This is a genomic window from Paenibacillus sp. FSL F4-0097, from assembly GCF_038593125.1.
Taxonomy (GTDB): domain Bacteria; phylum Bacillota; class Bacilli; order Paenibacillales; family Paenibacillaceae; genus Paenibacillus_AQ; species Paenibacillus_AQ odorifer.
In genome coordinates this window covers 959467-976747 of the sequence record NZ_CP151965.1, presented here as the reverse complement: position 1 = coordinate 976747, position 17281 = coordinate 959467, and the positions used below count along the sequence as shown (strand labels likewise).

The 17281-nt window shown below is 45.7% G+C and carries 13 protein-coding genes; 6 read left to right on the top strand and 7 right to left on the bottom strand.

All coding sequences use genetic code 11. The features are described 5' to 3' along the window. Positions 1-64: 64 nt before the first annotated feature. The 3 genes from MHH86_RS04235 to MHH86_RS04225 all read right to left on the bottom strand — a co-directional run bounded on the left by MHH86_RS04235 (position 65) and on the right by MHH86_RS04225 (position 5049). Entirely contained in the window at positions 65-235 is a 171-nt protein-coding gene (locus MHH86_RS04235; RefSeq protein ID WP_155986616.1) for a hypothetical protein, read from the bottom strand. An 82-nt stretch (positions 236-317) separates the two neighbouring features. Beyond that, a complete protein-coding gene (locus MHH86_RS04230; RefSeq protein ID WP_076214914.1) occupies positions 318-2471 on the bottom strand; it encodes an alpha-galactosidase in 2154 nt (717 codons plus the stop codon). Between the two features lie 25 nt (positions 2472-2496). After that, positions 2497-5049, bottom strand: coding sequence for a glycoside hydrolase family 2 protein (locus MHH86_RS04225; protein WP_076317265.1), 2553 nt, complete (start codon positions 5047-5049; stop codon positions 2497-2499). A gap of 246 nt (positions 5050-5295) precedes the next feature. Here MHH86_RS04225 and MHH86_RS04220 point away from each other — a divergent pair, with 246 nt between their 5' ends. The 6 genes from MHH86_RS04220 to MHH86_RS04195 all read left to right on the top strand — a co-directional run bounded on the left by MHH86_RS04220 (position 5296) and on the right by MHH86_RS04195 (position 12611). Next, positions 5296-6642, top strand: a complete 1347-nt coding sequence (locus MHH86_RS04220) for an extracellular solute-binding protein (protein ID WP_076317264.1) — start codon at positions 5296-5298, stop codon at positions 6640-6642. A 107-nt stretch (positions 6643-6749) separates the two neighbouring features. Further along, the gene (locus MHH86_RS04215) at positions 6750-7643 is read left to right on the top strand and encodes a sugar ABC transporter permease (RefSeq protein ID WP_036686923.1); all 894 of its coding nucleotides are present in this window, start codon (positions 6750-6752) and stop codon (positions 7641-7643) included. 2 nt (positions 7644-7645) lie between these two features. Next, positions 7646-8479: a carbohydrate ABC transporter permease gene (locus MHH86_RS04210; RefSeq protein ID WP_051491485.1), complete on the top strand. Its 834-nt coding sequence runs from the start codon at positions 7646-7648 to the stop codon at positions 8477-8479. Positions 8480-8510: 31 nt separating this feature from the next. Beyond that, positions 8511-10343: a sensor histidine kinase gene (locus tag MHH86_RS04205; RefSeq protein WP_076214905.1), complete on the top strand. Its 1833-nt coding sequence runs from the start codon at positions 8511-8513 to the stop codon at positions 10341-10343. Positions 10344-10360: 17 nt separating this feature from the next. Further along, entirely contained in the window at positions 10361-11860 is a 1500-nt protein-coding gene (locus MHH86_RS04200; RefSeq protein WP_076214902.1) for a response regulator, read from the top strand. Further along, a complete protein-coding gene (locus MHH86_RS04195; protein ID WP_051491484.1) occupies positions 11832-12611 on the top strand; it encodes a fused MFS/spermidine synthase in 780 nt (259 codons plus the stop codon). Before MHH86_RS04200 ends, MHH86_RS04195 begins: the two co-directional genes overlap by 29 nt. A gap of 77 nt (positions 12612-12688) precedes the next feature. On the opposite strand, the gene MHH86_RS04190 is transcribed toward MHH86_RS04195, so the two are convergent. The 4 genes from MHH86_RS04190 to MHH86_RS04175 all read right to left on the bottom strand — a co-directional run bounded on the left by MHH86_RS04190 (position 12689) and on the right by MHH86_RS04175 (position 17258). Then, positions 12689-13576, bottom strand: a complete 888-nt coding sequence (locus MHH86_RS04190) for a sugar phosphate isomerase/epimerase family protein (protein ID WP_036686914.1) — start codon at positions 13574-13576, stop codon at positions 12689-12691. A 36-nt stretch (positions 13577-13612) separates the two neighbouring features. After that, a complete protein-coding gene (locus MHH86_RS04185) occupies positions 13613-14635 on the bottom strand; it encodes a LacI family DNA-binding transcriptional regulator (protein ID WP_036686912.1) in 1023 nt (340 codons plus the stop codon). 68 nt (positions 14636-14703) lie between these two features. Continuing rightward, positions 14704-16281 carry a DUF3502 domain-containing protein gene (locus MHH86_RS04180; RefSeq protein WP_036686909.1) on the bottom strand — a complete coding sequence of 526 codons (1578 nt, stop codon included), beginning with the start codon at positions 16279-16281 and terminating at the stop codon, positions 14704-14706. A gap of 80 nt (positions 16282-16361) precedes the next feature. Further along, a complete protein-coding gene (locus MHH86_RS04175) occupies positions 16362-17258 on the bottom strand; it encodes a carbohydrate ABC transporter permease (RefSeq protein ID WP_036686906.1) in 897 nt (298 codons plus the stop codon). Between the last annotated feature and the right edge of the window lie 23 nt (positions 17259-17281).

The window sequence follows — 17281 nt, the reverse complement described above, 5'->3', positions numbered from 1 at the left end:
CTTACGCAAGGTAGCTGCACAGGATGTCATAACATAAGGAATATATGTGTATAGGCGGAGACGGTCAAGGCTGCCTTGCCATCCGCAGCTTCAGCTGGTTCAAATTCGTCATTGCCAACAAAAAAAGCAAACCACGAGCTAGGCTCATGGCTTGCTGGTGGCTTGCTCGTGTTTGCTCATGGCTTGCTCGTAGCTTGCTCATGGCTTGCTCGTAGCTTGCTCGTAGCTTGCTCATGTCTTACTCGTAGCTTGCTCATGGCTTGCTGGTGGCTTGCTCGTGTTTGCTCGGGGTTTGCTTTCTGTTTATCTAATGAATTCTAATCCTGCACCTTCAATTTATAACATCCGCTAACAAAATCCTGCTGGATATCCGGCAGAGCCAGTCCAGCCTGCATTAGCCGATCACCACCGTAAACCTCACCACTCACCTCCAGAATGTAATCCAGCTCCGGATTTAAACCATTCAGCTTCAGGCTACGGCGGGGCGGGTGCGGCACAGCCATTACCCGGAAGTAATAAACTAATGCCTCACGCTGATCATCGGACACGAACATCCATGCTGTCTCATTGCCCTCAAACGGGCTTTGCAGCCGGTACAGATTCCCTTGCTGCACAAGACTGCGGATTTGCTTATAGTTCGCAACCTGTTCCTTCACAATTTCCTTCTCTTCGTCTGTAAGCTTCGTAAGATCCAGCTCATAACCGAAATTACCGGACATAGCTACATCTCCACGGAAGGACAGCGGGGTGATCCGTCCTACCTGATGATTCGGCACGGCAGACACATGCGCGCCTATCGAACTAACCGGATACACCAGACTTGTTCCATACTGAATCTTCAGTCGTTCCACAGCATCGGTATCATCACTGGTCCAGGTCTGCGGCATGTAATGCAGCATGCCTGGGTCGAAGCGGCCACCACCACTACAGCAGCTCTCGAACAGGATATGTGGAAATTCTGAAGTTATTTGCTCCAATAGCTCATACAGACCAAGCACATAACGATGTGCGGTTTCCCCTTGGCGTTCAGAAGGTAACTCTGCAGAGCCAATTTCCGTTAAACAACGGTTCATATCCCATTTCACATAACTAATGGGCACGGTCGAGAAAATCCGGGACAGTGACTCATAAATGTACTGGCGCACATCCTCCCGAGTATAGTCCAGCACCAATTGCCAGCGAGCTTCGCTGCGGCGGCGTCCCGGCACATGCAGACACCAGTCGGGATGCTTACGATAGAGCTCGCTGTCCGGCGAGATCATCTCCGGCTCGAACCAAAGGCCGAACTGCAAGCCTAGATTGTTCACGCGCTGCGCCACATCAGACAGTCCGCCCGGAAGCTTGCGCAGATCCTCCACCCAGTCTCCGAGAGAGGAGTTGTCAGCGTCTCTTTTGCCAAACCAGCCATCGTCCAGCACGAATAGCTCTATCCCGAGCTTGGCTCCTTCCGCCGCAATCGACTCCAATTTATCCGCATCGAAGTTGAAATAGGTAGCTTCCCAATTGTTGACCAGAATGGGCCGTTCCTTATCTCTATATAATCCTCTGCATAAACGGGTCCGGTACAAACGATGATAGGTTCTCGACATTTCCCCGATCCCCTCGGAAGAATAAACCATCACTACCTCAGGGGTCTGGAATTGTTCGCCCGGATCCAGCAGCCAGGAGAAATCAAAAGAGTTCAGTCCCATCGTAAACCGGGTCATCCCGAAGGAATCGACCTCTGCCTCAGCTTCAAAGCCTCCACTATATACAAGACTGAAGCCGTAGGCCTCTCCATGATTTTCATCCGTTTCAGGTTTCACCAGCGCAGCAAATGGATTTAACTGGTGGCTGCTCATCCCTCTCCGGCTCCCAATGGTCGTACCACCTTGCACCAGACGTCTACGAGTCAGATTACCTTCCCTTGACCAAGCTCCTGCCAAATAGATCATATCCATATCGCCAGACGAGAAATCGACACTAGCACTCAGTGCACGCTGCAATTGCAGCTGCGTTTTGCCCGCATTGGTGAACTCCACAGAGCGAGTGATTACGTTAGTATGTTCAAAAACTGTATAGCGCAAAATAACATTCAGCTTGGTGTAATCATCTTTAAGTGTAAGCTCCAACGTCTGTGCTTCTTGCGCAGACTCAACATATACGGATGGTAGACCCGGCAGTGAAGGTTTACCCTCAACTACCCGATACCCGCTGTAATTCAGCTCTGTAATACGAGTGCCGTCTTCGAGCCGAACTTGATAAGCAGGTGTTCTGAAATCTCCCGTCCCGTATTGTGGGTATTCCTGCGGGAGCCGGTCGAGACCCGTATTTCCTCCCAGATTCAACAGCCCTTCCAAATTGCTGTCACTACGCAGCTTCTTGCCCCAATACGCATGTGCCGGATAATCATTTACAAGCTGAAGAATGTAACTCATCCCTGCACTCTGTAAATGGAATAATCCCTTATCTTCCTGAACTAAAATCCCCATGTGCCAGTCCTTCTCTCCTTAGGATTTACAGCAAATCTTCGCTCACAAAATCAACCATCGATTGAACCTTTAGCCCCTTAGGTGCGGCTGGAATCCAGTGTCTTCCATCGTTCCCGCGTTGTGAGAACTCTATCGTCTTGGTCTGACCTGGGAGAAGGTCAAAATAATTGTCAGAGAATATTCCTTCGTCTTCTGAAGTCAGGTATACGCCTCTAGCTAATACATCACTGGTCACGGTGAAGCTTAATCCGCCACTCTCTGGAGTTTCCAGCACGGTAATTACTGAGCGCTGTAACGCAATTTCTTTTTCCGGAATAAAATAATGCAGCTTGTGATCTATCACCCGGCCATCCGCCTGCAAGCAAATCCCAAGCAATACGTCACCCACCCGTTGACCTTCTAGCAGGTCTGCCACAGGAGAAGAGAATACGATAGCAGCAGAATCAGCTCCCAGCTCAACCGGATGTGTCCACTCTCGCAGCACCGAACCGTTAAACTGATACAAAGTAAGCACCAGCTCAGCGCTCACTGCTGTTCTTAAATCAGATACGACATGAACGTCTACCTTCTCACGGTCTGTACCGTCGATAGACAACAAAACATCTTGGAAGCTTGAACGCACGGTATATTGCAGAGCTTTCCAGCGCCCGTTATAATCCATCCCCGCCCAAGAAGCCACCGGCCAGCAATCATTCATCTGCCAATATAAAGTGCCCATACAATAAGGTTTATTTCTTCTGTGGCTTTCAATCGCGATTCGGATCGCTTCGGCCTGCAGGATTTGACTCATATATAAAAAGGCTTTGAAGTCCTTCGGCTGCGGCAGATACATATCCATATATTCTTTAATCAGCAGATTACCGCGACCATTCTTCTGATGTGCCAGCATCACCTCTGAGGTAAGCTCCATATCCTGCTCTTCTGCATAGCTCATTACGGTTTTCAGTTCCGGGAACGACTGGAAGCCGTATTCACTCATAAAGCGGCCAACCTTTGTATTATAGTTCTCAAAAGGCTCGATCCCGTGCCACACACCCCAGTAATGCACATCCCCTTCGCCCACAATCCGCGTCGCATGCTGATTTATATCGCCAGTCAGCTCCCGCAGCGGCGAGGACGGCCAATAGTCCACACCTGGATGGAATGCGGCTACAGCCTCCGGCAGAATACGGTGGAAGATTTTAATATAATCGGCCCACATTGTCGCTCTTTGCTCAGCGCCGAGTTTTTCTTTCCAGCCCCAGCCCATATTTTCCTCGAACTGTGACCAGGCCGAATCAATCTCGTTATTGCCACACCATAAGGCGATGCAGGGATGATTGCGCAATCTTTTGACGTTGTATTCGGCTTCTTTTTTCACATTCTCAAGGAACGCCTCGTCCCCGGGATACATACTGCAAGCGAACATAAAGTCCTGCCAGACCAGCAGTCCGTATTCATCACAGAGCTGATAAAAAATATCTTCTTCATATATACCGCCGCCCCAAACGCGCAGCATGTTCATATTCGATTCTACTGCTGTGGCAATTTCATGCCGATACCGCTCCTCGGTTACTTCTGTGGTGAAGCTGTCATTTGGAATATGATTGGCACCTTTGGCGAAGACGGAAACTCCATTCAGCGCAAAAGAAAACGAAGCTCCTTTGGCATCACGCTCCCGAATCAATTCAATACTGCGGAGTCCGGTTTTTACACTTTTGCTAACCTCTACTTCCGTTCCCTGCAGCAATTCCGCTTGGAAAGTATATAAATGAGGCTCTCCAAGGCCCCTGCACCACCAGAGCTGTGGCTCAGGTATAACAATATTCATCTCTAATTGCTGCTTGCCTTCCTCTAAAGTAACCGCTTGCATCCACTCCAAACCATCGGCACTTATTCGCAGCATTCCCCGCCAAGCAGCAGGAGCATCCACTTCTACCATTGCGGTCAGGCGAGCTTCTTCCTTAGCAATCACATTTTGACGGATATAGAGGTCAGTAATTTGAACGGTGTCACGTCCCACCAGAGATGCTGCACGCCAGATTCCACTGGTCAAAAAACGCGGGCCCCAATCCCAGCCGTAATGATAAGGTGCTTTGCGCGCAAAAATACTAATCCGTTGTTCATCTAATCCCCCAAGCTCGGATTGATCATTCGAGGCAGGCAGCGCATAACCCAGCTTCGCTAATTTCGGTAAATCTTCCTTAACCACAGAGCGGAACTTCACCCGTATATTATTTTCTCCAGTCTTCAGCTGATCTTTGACATCCACTTTCCATGCCAGAAACATATTATCAGCAGCGAGCACATGTACATTATTCACGTACACATCTGCATAAGTATCCAGTCCCTCAAAAACTAACTCCGTACAAGCAAGCTCCTGCCACTCTTCCCCCAACTGCAGCGAGGTTTGATATTCCCAGTCCTTCTTATCGATCCACTGTAGATCATGTTCATTTGTTCCATAAAAGGGGTCTGAAATTTTTCCGTTCTTTAGTAAATCCGTATGAACTGTACCTGGCACAGTCGCCGGAAGCCATTCCTCATCACCACAGCCTCTAAAATCCCACTTCGCAAGATTCATATGCAAATGTTTCATAATACCTCCTAAAAGTTTTGTAAGCATAGACTTCTCAAAAATAGCATAAGACTCAAATTAATTCATTGAACCCTTTTGATATTCTTTGTATTTTGTTATCTTATTGTTAGGTACATGCTAATTATAAACGCAGAAACAAAACAAATAAAGACAATAAATAATAATACAATACATTTATTAACGGCTTCGATAAAGCTATAATGTTCATGTAAACGCTAACAATAAAAACGAAAAGGGGATTAAGCTATGAGAAATAAGTTATTTTCGTTATCCTTTGTTATGATTATGGTCTTATCTTCAACGCTTGCTGGCTGTGGTTCGAATAATGACAACACCACGAATAACGGTGCTGCCGCAACTGATAAGCCCGCAGCAACTAACACAGAGAATACCGGCGGTGACACGAATGCAACTGCAGAACCTGCAGCAGGAGCTGATATCAGCGGCAAAATCACCTTCCTAACTAACAGAACAGACATGATCGGTAAAGAATATGACGAATATGTAAAGCGCTTTAATGAAAAATACCCGAACATTAAAGTCGAGTTCGAAGCTTCCCAAACCGACTATAACCAACAGGCTAAAGTCAGAATGGCCAGCGGCGAGCTTCCAGATGTTATGTTTATTCCTTCCATCCCTAACTCTGACTTGCCGAAATACTTTGCTTCACTGGATGATCTCGGTTTGAATGACCAAATCACCTTTAAAGACTTCAAATCCTTTGATGGTAAGCTGTACGGAATTACTACAGGGAACTCTACTTCCGGAATTGTTTATAACAAAAAAGCATTCACCGATGCCGGCATCACCGAAACGCCTAAGACTTGGGATGAATTCCTGGCTGCCTGCGAGAAGCTGAAAGCAAAAGGCGTCATTCCACTGTCCTCCAACTTCAAAGACAAATGGCCACTTGGTACTTGGGCTTATGATACACCACGCCTAATTGAAGACAATCCCGACTTTCCTAATGCTAAGCTGAACTCTGAAACACCATTCACTATGGACAACGGTTACGGTAAAGCCTTTAGCCTGCTTAGTGAGCTCAACGAAAAAGGTTATCTGGAAAAAGACATCAACTCCACCAACTGGGAACAATCGAAAAAGGACATCGCTTCCGGCAAGTTCGCCATGTATTATCTTGGCAACTGGGTTATTAACCAAGTCATCGGAGCAGGCGCTGCTTCAGACAATGTCGGCTTCTTCCCATTCCCTTATGACAATTCGGGTAAACCATCTGCTACCCTAAGCCCTGACTTCTTCTATGCCGTTGCCAAAAACAGCAAAAATTTAGAGGCAGCTAAAGCCTTCGTAAAATGGATGATTGAGGATTCGGGCTATGAGGATTTCGCTGGCTTTATCTCTCCATTAAAAGGCAAGGAATCCAATCTGACTCAGCTGAAAGAATTCCAAGCTACCGGAGTAGAACTGGTAGAAGGAACTGTTGACGATGCGAAGGTTACAGAGATCGGTAACAAGGCACAACTGGATCTTCCTGCTGTAGTACAGGAATTCGTGCTTGCCAAGGATCCACAAACTGTATTAGACAAGTGGAATAAAGCTTGGGCTAAAGCCAAGAAGGACCTCGGCTATTAATTTGAGCTTGTGATTAGAAGTACAGAACGGCGCAAAATGGATTATTGCCTTTACGGATAATCCATTTTGCCTTTCCATACCACGCTTTTATGAAAGAAGGGCTAGCGATGTTCGGAACACTTTCCTATAACAAACAGAAGACTATAATCATTGTATCCTTCCTCACGATTCCATTGTTGCTGCTTGCAACATTCACGTATTATCCGGCACTTAAACTGATCTATTACAGCTTTACAAATTGGGATGGCTATAGTCCCGAAAAACCTTGGGTTGGCCTAGATAACTACCGCGAGGTCTTCTCCAATCCTGATATCTTCAAGGTTTTCACACATAACTTTGCTTATTTTGCAATGGGAATTCTCCAGAATATCGTTGCTATTTATTTTGCGGTTGTGCTGAATAGTAGACTAAAAGGGAAAAATGCATTCCGCATCTTACTTTTCCTTCCCTATATCATGAACGGAGTCGCTGTAGCCTTTATGTTCGGTTATGTCTTTGACACTACTAACGGTTCATTGAATATGCTCCTGAATAGCATTGGCCTGACCGGCCTCGGACAGACCAGTTGGCTTGGAACAGAAGGACTAGTCAACTACTCCCTTGCATCCACAGGATTTTGGCGTTTCATGGGCTACAACATGGTCATTTATATCGCATCCTTGCAGGCCATTCCACGTGACATTTATGAAGCTTCTAAGATCGATGGTGCCGGCTCCTTTCAAACGCTGTGGAGAATCACTTTGCCCAATATGAAGGCTGTTATTCAGCTTAATTTATTTCTTACCGTTACAGGGGCACTGGAAGTATTCGATCTCCCCTTCGTGTTGACCAAAGGTGGTCCTGCAGGGGCCAGCCAAACTTATGTACAACGGGTTGTCGATACCGCATTTGCATTTAACAACTACGGCCTTGCATCTGCAATGAGTATAATCCTACTCTTCTTTGTCGTCATCGTACTGCTCATACAACAACTTGTTCTTAGCCGGGGAGGAGATAAGTAGCTATGACACACTCTAAGTTTCGTTTTACAGATATCATTAAATACTTTTCGCTAATTATCGGCGTATTCGTCGTGCTCTTCCCTCCATATGTGGTCATCGTTAACGCCTTCAAATCGACCGAAGAATTCAACAGCAGTAGCTCCACCGCGTTGCCAAAAAGCTTTTTAAACTTCGATAACTTCATTGCCGTGTTCCAGCGTGGAGGTCTACTCAATGGCTTTGGCAACGTATTAATTATTATAGCTATCACTTTAATTCTGAACATTTTGTTCGGGACTATGGTAGCATTTGTATTAGGACGCTTTTCTTTCAAATTGAAACCCATTGTTTTCGGTGCTTATTTAGTAGCCACTATCATTCCTAGTATCACGACACAAGTAGCGACTTTTGGTATCATCAAAAATATGGGTCTTTACAATACGCTTGGCGCCCCGATCGTGCTCTATATTGGAGCAGATGTAATTCAAATCATTTTATACCTGCAATTTATCCGTAATATTCCCGTGGATCTCGATGAAAGTGCGATGGTAGAAGGTGCCTCTCTGTTCAGAATCTATCGGTCGATTATTTTCCCTTTACTTACGCCAGCAACGGCTACTTTGATTATTTTAAAAACCATTAGTATCTATAATGACATGTACATCCCTTATCTCTATATGCCTAAACAAAGCCTTGGTGTAGTTACGACGATCCTGATGCGTTTTCAAGGGGTCAATTCGGGGGAATGGAATTTAATCTGTGCAGCTATTCTGCTTATTCTGCTGCCAACAGTAATTCTATATTTCTTCCTGCAGCGTTACATCTTTGAAGGCGTAACCAGCGGAGCGGTCAAATAAGGTAGCTTATTACAGGAAAGGAACAACGCAAATGCTATCATACATCCGGTTAACTTTACGCAAAATGTGGTTGTTCCTTGCCAATCTACCGATGGAGCGCAAGCTGATCGTTATCTTTGTCTTTCTGATCTCTCTGCCGATCACTTATGTGAGTTATCTATCATCCCGCTCCATGTTCAACTCGGTTCTTGTGAATGCGACTGACGGTGCGGGTCAAATGACATCGAATGCTTCAGATACCATTGACCGGTATATTGCCGACCTCAAGAGATATACAGCCCTGCCGCTGTATAACACCGATGTGCAAGTCTACCTGACACAGCAAAATACCGACTGGGAAAAAAATACGGGCATGGCGATGTTCCTTAGCTATTTGAATCATACTAAGGAAGAGATCATTGCCGTGTATTTGGTAGACCAGTACGGTTCGGTCTTTTATGATAAGGACGCCGGAATTAATGAGCTGTATCCAGAGGAACGATTAGCTAAATGGAGAGCCATGAGTGAAGATGCCGGAGCGGCGCCTGTCATTCAGGGCAGACATACAATCCGTACCAACTCGAATGTCCATAAAGAGGTCTTTAGTGTTCTGCGTACGATTAACTCTGTAAGTACTTTGCAGAATATAGGAATTCTCGTTTTCGATGTAGACATCAATCTGTTTAAGGGTATTATCGATCCCGTAAATGCAGTTACGCAAGGAAATACGTTCATTGTAGATAACAATGGAGAACTGATCTATGCCAGTGAAGATTCAGCGGTTCCGAATCTGGCTGCCGATACACAAACTCTGAATACAAAGCTGTTGCTGCAGCAAGTAAATCAGCAGCAGGATCATTTTCAAATAGACTTGAATGGCCAGTCTTATCTTGCAGTGTATACCGTCTCGAAACAGACCGGTTGGACCACCATGGTTACGATTCCTTTAACACGTATCCTATCCCCTGTACAAAAGAATCGGAATACGCTTATCTTGACCACACTGATCATCATTGCCTTTGCGCTTTTTGTTGCGACTATAATTTCCCATGCCCTGACCAAACCCCTTAAATCCTTGGTCCGCCTAATGAAACGGGTGCAGCATGGTAATCTGGATGTCTGGCAGCATTCCAAATATAATGATGAGATTGGGATGCTGGGCAGTCATTTTAATCGGATGATCGTAAGGGTCAAAGATCTGTTACAAGAAGTATCCATCACGGAGAAACGGAAGCAGAAGGCTGATATGCGGGCACTTCAGAACCAAATCAATCCCCATTTTATTTATAACACGCTGGAATCCATCCGCATGCTTGCAGAAAGCAATGATGATCCACGTGTGGCGAAGCTAACCTATTTACTGGGACTTCAAATGCGTTACAGCATTGTCCGAAACGAAGAGGCTGTTACAATTAGACAAGAGCTGGATCATGTACGGAATTATTATCAGCTGCTGGAAATCCGATTCCCAGACAAATTCAGACTTAACATTGACGTGCCGGACGAACTCCTTCATCTTCCTGTTATTAAGCTTGTCTTTCAACCGATCGTAGAAAATGCAGTCTTTCACGGCTTGGATCAAAAAGTAGGACTGGGCACCTTGAGCATCACCGCATGGAGCGAGCATGGAGATGCCGTTTTCTGTGTAGAAGATGATGGGATCGGTATGGATGAAGCTACTCTTCGTTCCTTAAACAATAGTCTGCAAACTGGAACGGACAATGAAAGGTTCGGGATTGGACTACGTAATGTAAATGAGAGAATCCGCCTGCATTACGGCAGCTCGTTTGGACTGCTTGTAGAGAGTGAGCTTGGAGTCGGCACTCGTGTTACCCTGCGCATTGAGGATATTAACGCTAAATATAGCGAAGATGAATTTATTTAGGAGAGGGGCTGCTCTGATTGCTGCGTATTGCGATTGTTGATGATGAGATCTTAATCCGCGAAGGACTGGCTCGAATGATCAGTAAAGAAAGCGCCGAATTTCTGGTCATCGGCACCTACTCCGACGGAAAACATCTATTAGATGAGTTAACCACACTTCAACTTGATGTCGTGATTACAGATATTCGTATGCCGCAAATCAATGGTTTGGAGCTGATTAAGCAGTTAAAAGCCACCCATCCGCAGATCTATTCTATTCTAATGAGTGGATTTGTTGAATTTAATTATGCCCGAGAAGCCATCCGCAGCTCAGCTGTAGACTATTTATTAAAACCAATCAATAAAGAGCAGCTGTTCGAGCTGCTATATCGGCTAGACAAAGAACGGCAGCTCGCGCGCGACAAGGAAGAACGCCACCGTTCCGGGCTTTTATTGACATTCTTACATATCGAAGAGCCCTCTTCCCCTCTACTATTATCCAGCCTTACCTTGCCCCAGACTTATTTCTCGGTCTTTGTCCTCAAAGGGAGCACCAGAGAAACCGTCTGCTCCTGTGCAGACAGTCTGCGGCAAGAGAAGGCGTTGAGCTTTGACAGCTTAGAGCTTCAAAAGGGACTATACGTCTGGATTGTATATTCTGCTGAGCCGCTGTCAGACAACGATTTAAAAGATATCGGTGACATTATGCGGATATCTGCGCACGGAAAGATCCTACATGTAGGTACCAGCGGTTGTTATAATGAGGTTTCCAAGCTTAGACAGGCATACCTAGATGCTAAACAAGCGTGCAACCTGGGCATATATAATCCGGAGCCTGTGCATTACGCGAATATTCAGGATATTCAACAGCCGGAGATAAACATCCTGGATCACTTTAATACAATTAGAGAACCGCTGATCCATAACCTGCAGATTCTGAATGTGACAGGCATCTTAGAATGGGTTCATGACCTGTTCTCAGTGTTGAAAGCGCAACAAGCCGGCTCTGACCAAATTCTCCGTGTCTGTCGATGGATTGAAGAAACCGCACAAAAGGAACTGCAAGAATTCGAGGCCCGCAATAAAAGTGCTCCCGACCTCAGGTTGGATGACAGAATCGCGTCCAGCTTAAGCTTTAGCGACATTGAGGAGATGTTTACCGCCCACTTTACAAATATTCTGACCGAAATCAGAACCCATCGTCTGGAAATGTCCGGTACAGCCATAGAAACCATCAAACGCTGGATATCCGCTAACTATAATCAGCATGCGGATCTGAACACTTTGGCGAATATGGTTTTTTTGACCCCAAGCTATTTAAGCAAGCTGTTCAAGCAAGAGACTGGACTTACACTGACGGACTACATCACCGAAATTCGGCTGCGCAAAGCCAAACATCTGCTCAAGAATGCTCCGGACCTAAAGGTTCACGAGATTGGGGCAGAGGTTGGATATGGCGACCCTGCCTATTTCAACAAGCTTTTTAAACGTGTTGTCGGGGTTACACCCAATGAATATAAACGAATTTCTATTGTATAAGGAGATTGATCACTTGCATTCAGAGCTTCAAAGAAATAGCGAAAATCATGAAATAACCGTCTACGACACAACAGAACTATATGGTGAAAAAGGCTCCTTCCGCGTTATGCAGTTCTCGAATCATGCCACTCAAGGTGCGATGGATCTTAATGACCCGCAACGAATTCTCTTTGAATATCCGCGGGCCATCATTCACTTCATGGAGTTCAACCTCCCCTCTTTTGAGGATGTTTTTCTTATTGGGCATGGAATTGGAACAATTGCCGGGCATTTTCCGGAGAAAAGATTTAAAGTAGCCGAGCTAGACAACGAAGTAGTCGAATTAAGCCGCCGCTGCTTCGGATATAGTCAAGATAACGTAGTGATCGGTGACGGACGTCAGATCCTTGAAGGTGAAAATCCGCAAGTATATGATTACATCATTTTGGACGCATTTACTGCCGCTGGTACACCAAGGCATTTAGTCTCCCGTGAATTTTTCAGTATTACCCGTTCGAAGCTAAACACAGGCGGATATATTCTCATGAATCTAATGGGAAAAGGTGAAAATGACCCGCTTATCAACGCGATTTATACGACGCTTACCGAAGAGTACGCCTATATCAAAGCCTTCTCCCTGCCTTCAGAAGGGGCCGCTGATATCCAAAATATCATTATGGTTGGCGGCAGCTCCCCTGTCCGCTTTCAAGCCCGCCATTTGGCAGGTTTCAAAGAAATACAGCTGGGACAAGGATATCTGATTCAGGATTAACTATAAAAAAATGACCTCATCCTCCACTTCATTGTGGATTTCGAGGTCATTTTTGGGTTGTTTTCATATCGCACCATTTAAACCGGATTAGGCACAAAGCTGCCACCACGGCAATATTTCAAGTAATTCAGTGCATGCACCTGGCCGGTCATTTCCAGCTCATCACGATACACTGGATCATGCCAGCCTTCGATATCAATCGTACCTTTATAACCCGCTTGGCGCAGGATGGTGATTACATCTACCCAATTGGTATCCCCGAAGCCAGGGGTTCGATCCCATACATAAGGTTTGGGGCCATGAATACCGTATTCCTTGACGATGTCCCAAGCGATGGTCGCATCCTTGCCATGCACATGGAATACTTTATCCATCCATTTGCGCAGCTGCGGAAGCGGATCAATTAATGCGATCATCTGGTGGCAAGGCTCCCATTCCAATCCCAGATTATCTGCCGGAACGGCATTGAACATCTTCTCCCAGGCCGAAGGATTGTGAGCGATGTTCCACTCTCCGCTCTGCCAGTTTCCGCCCATAGCACAATTCTCAAAAGCAATTCGCAGGCCGCGATCTGCCGCTCTCTTCGCCAGTTCTCCGAACACCTCTGTAAACTTCGGGATGGACTCGTCAATGGACAAACCTGGCAATCGGCCGGTGAACCCGCCTATAATATCTGTGCCAAATAAATGTGCATGATCAATCAGCCGCTCCCAGCTGGCCAATGTGTCGGCATTGTCGCCGCTGCCATCCAGCGGATTGCCATAGATGCCCACAGAAGAGATGACAAAATCATGCTCAGCAGCTAACTCCCTCAGTCGTGCAGCCGTTTCGATCAAATCGGTTTCGCCGGTGGTCTGCCAAAAGTTCAGATTAAATGATTCAAATCCATGCCCCACAATTTGTGGAATGACCTTAACGGCTTCTCCACCACGAACAATCGTACCTATTCTCAGTGTATCTTGCATTTCGGTTCCACTCCAATAAAGGTTTATAGTGTGATCTTAACGAGGTTTAATCATCTTGCAGGAACCACGCTTGAGCAATACCGCATCATAGACAATATGCTGATGGTTTGACCGTCCGGAAATGAGGTCGAACAGAACACCTACACTGGATAAGGCCATTTCCGTACCCGGCTGGCTGATTGTATCCAGAGAAGGATGATAATATTCAGCCATCTCGATCCCGTCAAAGCCAATGATTGAAATGTCATCAGGGATAGATAACCCCGCGGTAAGCACCGCTTTGGCAGCACCGATGGCAATCGTGTCGGAAGCGGCAAATATAGCTGTAATTCCCTTGTTCTTGTTGAGCAGTCTTCGCGCAGCATTAAAACCCGAGCTGGGACTGTATTCACAATCCTCGACCAGCCCCGAATCGTAGGGCAGACCCTGCTCTTCGAGTGCTTTTTTGTAGCCCAAATACCGCCGGTTGCCCGTGGTTTCATCCAATAAAGGAGACTTGGCTAAAAAGCCGATATTCGTATGACCTAATGAGATCAAATAATTGGTAGCCTTATAGGCTTCCTTCGTTTCATTGATAATAACGCTGGAAAAAATAAGCGGGTTCACCTCCTGCGTTGAGGTGATCGTTGTCAGCACAAACGGAACCGTCAGCTGTTTGAACTTCTCTTCAGAATGATCATAGGTTCCACCCATGAAGATAATCCCGCACAGATTCTTCTCCTTCACCAGTTGAATAGCAGCATTGATTTCATCGGTCCCATCCTCTACTTGCTGGATAAGAAACGGGTAGCCCCGCAGATTGACCTGCCGTTCAATTTCTCTGATCATATTAGAGAAAAAAGGATTGGTAATCCCCTTGACCATAAGTGCAATGTTCTTAGATTGTGTAGTTTTCAAATTCCGCGCGTTGGAATTGGGAATATAATTGTATTCCTTAACCACACTCATCACTTTCTCACGTGTAGACTTGCTCACCGGTCCCTTGTTATTGATTACCCTGGAGACCGTCGAGATGCCCACACCGGAAATCCGCGCGATATCCTTGATATTTACATCCACTTTACTCCCCCATTTATGGGTAAAGGAGCTATATCGAATTATAGCTCCCTTACACCCCTTAACTTTCTTTAGTTGACAGGAACAAACGCAGCCAATTGCTTCTCTACTTCGGCAATGACCTTGTCAACTCCTGCTTTTTTCAGCTGATCGCGGTACTCTGCAACAGCTGCTTTTGGATCTTTGCTTGTTTTACCAAGCATCAATTGAATACCGAGCTGTGAATTCACGTTGGAAATCGAAGCAATTTCAGTTGTAACATTGGTTGGATCAAAGCTGAAGCCATTGTAAGGATCATCGATAGCCACTTTATCCCATTCTGCGAATAAGGAGTTACGGATTGGGTTTTCTGTATCCGTAGGAACTACGAATTTGTCATTACGAAGTGACCAAGCAGCGAAACCTCCGCCGTCCGTTTTATCATTGAAGCCTGCAGGCTGCTTTTTAACACCATTTTCCATCACATATTGTTTGCCTTCAATACCGTTTTGGATGAGGTTGTAGTAGCTTTCATCGGTCATGAACTTCTCGATCACCATCAGAGCGCGCTCTGGATTAGCTGAGTTCGTGCTGATTACAGTCGAGTTATCAACGCCCATTTTACGTTTGATCTTCTTATTAGCTTCCGCAAAAGTAAAGAAGTAAGGATCTGATTCCGGTTGTGCTTTCAAATCCGCACCGTATTGGCCGATCCAGTCCTGAGCATGAGTCAAATAGCCTGCGGAGTTGGCTGCTCTGAAGTTATCCTTGCTGCCAAGGGTTGCAGACAGCACATCTTTACTCCAGTAGCCTTTATCCGCCCATTCACGCATCTTCACAGCCCAATCTTCAAATTCCTGAGTGAAGGCTGGATGGAAGACGGTCTTGTAGTCCTCTGGACTTTTGGTCACAAGATTCAGCTCATTCAAAGATATACCAGGAGCGTTAAGCCACATCCCTGTAGTATCTACGAGCATTCTGAACATATTGGCCGCATCTTCTGCCTTGCCGTTAATTGGCGGGAAGGACTCATTAGCAACCACATTATCCATGTATTTAACCATATCATCAATGGAAGTGATTTTATCCATTCCGTATTTCTTCAGCAAGTCAGAACGGTAGGCATAACCGGCAGGTGTATATTCGCTATAAAGACTTGGTACACCATAAATTTTGCCTTTGTATTTTGTATTTTCCCACACACTTTCCGGAATTTCCGCCTTCAGCTTAGGAGCAACTTTATCCAGCATTTCTGTAAGGTCCACTAGAGCACCTTCACTAGCCAATGTGAAATAAGACACCGGAGCTCCGGGAGATGCATGCGACATATCAAATTCTTCGCCTGAAGCAAATAGCAGCGGGTATTTAGTAGCGATATCCGGCCAGTCAATATACTTCACTTCAATCGTAGCGTTTAGATCAGCTTTGAGCTTCTTGTTAATCTCAGCGAGGATTTCTTTATTTTTAACTCCTTCGCTGCCCCACAGGTAGTACACCAGCTTAGCTTCCTTGGAAGTATCCACTCCGCCTGCATTGGCTGAAGCCTCTGGAGCTTTCGTGGCTGCCGGATCATTACTCGGCTCATTGTTGTTCTTGGATGTGCAGGCTGTCAGTGCTCCAGTAAGCATGAGGACAGCAATTAAAGAAGACGCGATCTTTTTACCTTTCATTTAGGTAAGCCTCCCTTTTCTCTTCTATTTATGAAACTTTCATTTATAATAAACGCTCTTCGAAAAGAAGATTGCGTCCATTAACCCTTTACAGCCCCAATGGTGAGGCCTGTTACGAAATAACGCTGTACAAATGGATACAGGAGAATAATCGGTCCAGTGGCCAGCACAGCTGTAGCCATCTTGATGGATTGCGTCGGAAGATCAGCAGTATTGATGACCGCTCCCGAGTTGATTAGCGCTCCTAAGTTCGTCTGATTGACCATTCGCTGCAAAAAGTATTGGAGCGGATATTTCGTCGGACTGTCAATATACAACATCCCGTTATACCACTCATTCCAGAAGCCTAGTGCTGAGAAAAGCCCGATGGTAGCCAAGGATGGAACCGCCAGCGGAATAAATATCCGCCAATAGATGCGAAAGTCGCCAGCACCGTCAATGGTAGCGGATTCATATAAGGAATCCGGAATCGCCTTCATGAAATTACGCATCAGGAAGATGGACCATGCGCCAACTACACCTGGCAGAATCATAGCGAATAAGCTGTCCTTCATATGCAGGTGCTTCACCATCAGGATGTATGTCGGAATCAAGCCACCGCTGAAAAGTGTTGTAAAGTAAATCAAGAAGGAAAAGAAGTTGCGATACTTGAAATCCTTACGGTTGAGCACGAACCCGGCCATCGACATCATAAACAGTCCGAGTACCGTACCCACTACAGTAATGAAGATAGTTACCTGATAAGCATTCACCAGCTGAGTAGAGTTGTTGAATAGCATCTCGTAAGCTTTAAAGGAAAATGCCTTCGGCAGCAGCTTATAACCTTCACGAACAATTTCCTGCTCGTTCATGAACGATGAGGAGATCATCAACGCGAAGGGGAATAAACAGAATAGCGCAAAGATTGCGATACAGATATAACTGACTGCTTTTATGAGAATGCTTCCGGAATCCTGTTTGATGGTCGTATTTTCCATATTTATCACCCCTGTTTCGTGTC

What these genes read in the sequence shown, in the direction of transcription:
- MHH86_RS04225 (WP_076317265.1), bottom strand. Translation starts at nt 5,049, where the DNA reads ATGAAACATTTGCATATGAATCTTGCGAAGTGGGATTTTAGAGGCTGT.
- MHH86_RS04215 (WP_036686923.1), top strand. Translation starts at nt 6,750, where the DNA reads ATGTTCGGAACACTTTCCTATAACAAACAGAAGACTATAATCATTGTA.
- MHH86_RS04210 (WP_051491485.1), top strand. Translation starts at nt 7,646, where the DNA reads ATGACACACTCTAAGTTTCGTTTTACAGATATCATTAAATACTTTTCG.
- MHH86_RS04205 (WP_076214905.1), top strand. Translation starts at nt 8,511, where the DNA reads ATGCTATCATACATCCGGTTAACTTTACGCAAAATGTGGTTGTTCCTT.
- MHH86_RS04195 (WP_051491484.1), top strand. Translation starts at nt 11,832, where the DNA reads ATGAATATAAACGAATTTCTATTGTATAAGGAGATTGATCACTTGCAT.
- MHH86_RS04235 (WP_155986616.1), bottom strand. Translation starts at nt 235, where the DNA reads ATGAGCAAGCTACGAGCAAGCTACGAGCAAGCCATGAGCAAGCTACGA.
- MHH86_RS04190 (WP_036686914.1), bottom strand. Translation starts at nt 13,576, where the DNA reads ATGCAAGATACACTGAGAATAGGTACGATTGTTCGTGGTGGAGAAGCC.
- MHH86_RS04220 (WP_076317264.1), top strand. Translation starts at nt 5,296, where the DNA reads ATGAGAAATAAGTTATTTTCGTTATCCTTTGTTATGATTATGGTCTTA.
- MHH86_RS04175 (WP_036686906.1), bottom strand. Translation starts at nt 17,258, where the DNA reads ATGGAAAATACGACCATCAAACAGGATTCCGGAAGCATTCTCATAAAA.
- MHH86_RS04230 (WP_076214914.1), bottom strand. Translation starts at nt 2,471, where the DNA reads ATGGGGATTTTAGTTCAGGAAGATAAGGGATTATTCCATTTACAGAGT.
- MHH86_RS04180 (WP_036686909.1), bottom strand. Translation starts at nt 16,281, where the DNA reads ATGAAAGGTAAAAAGATCGCGTCTTCTTTAATTGCTGTCCTCATGCTT.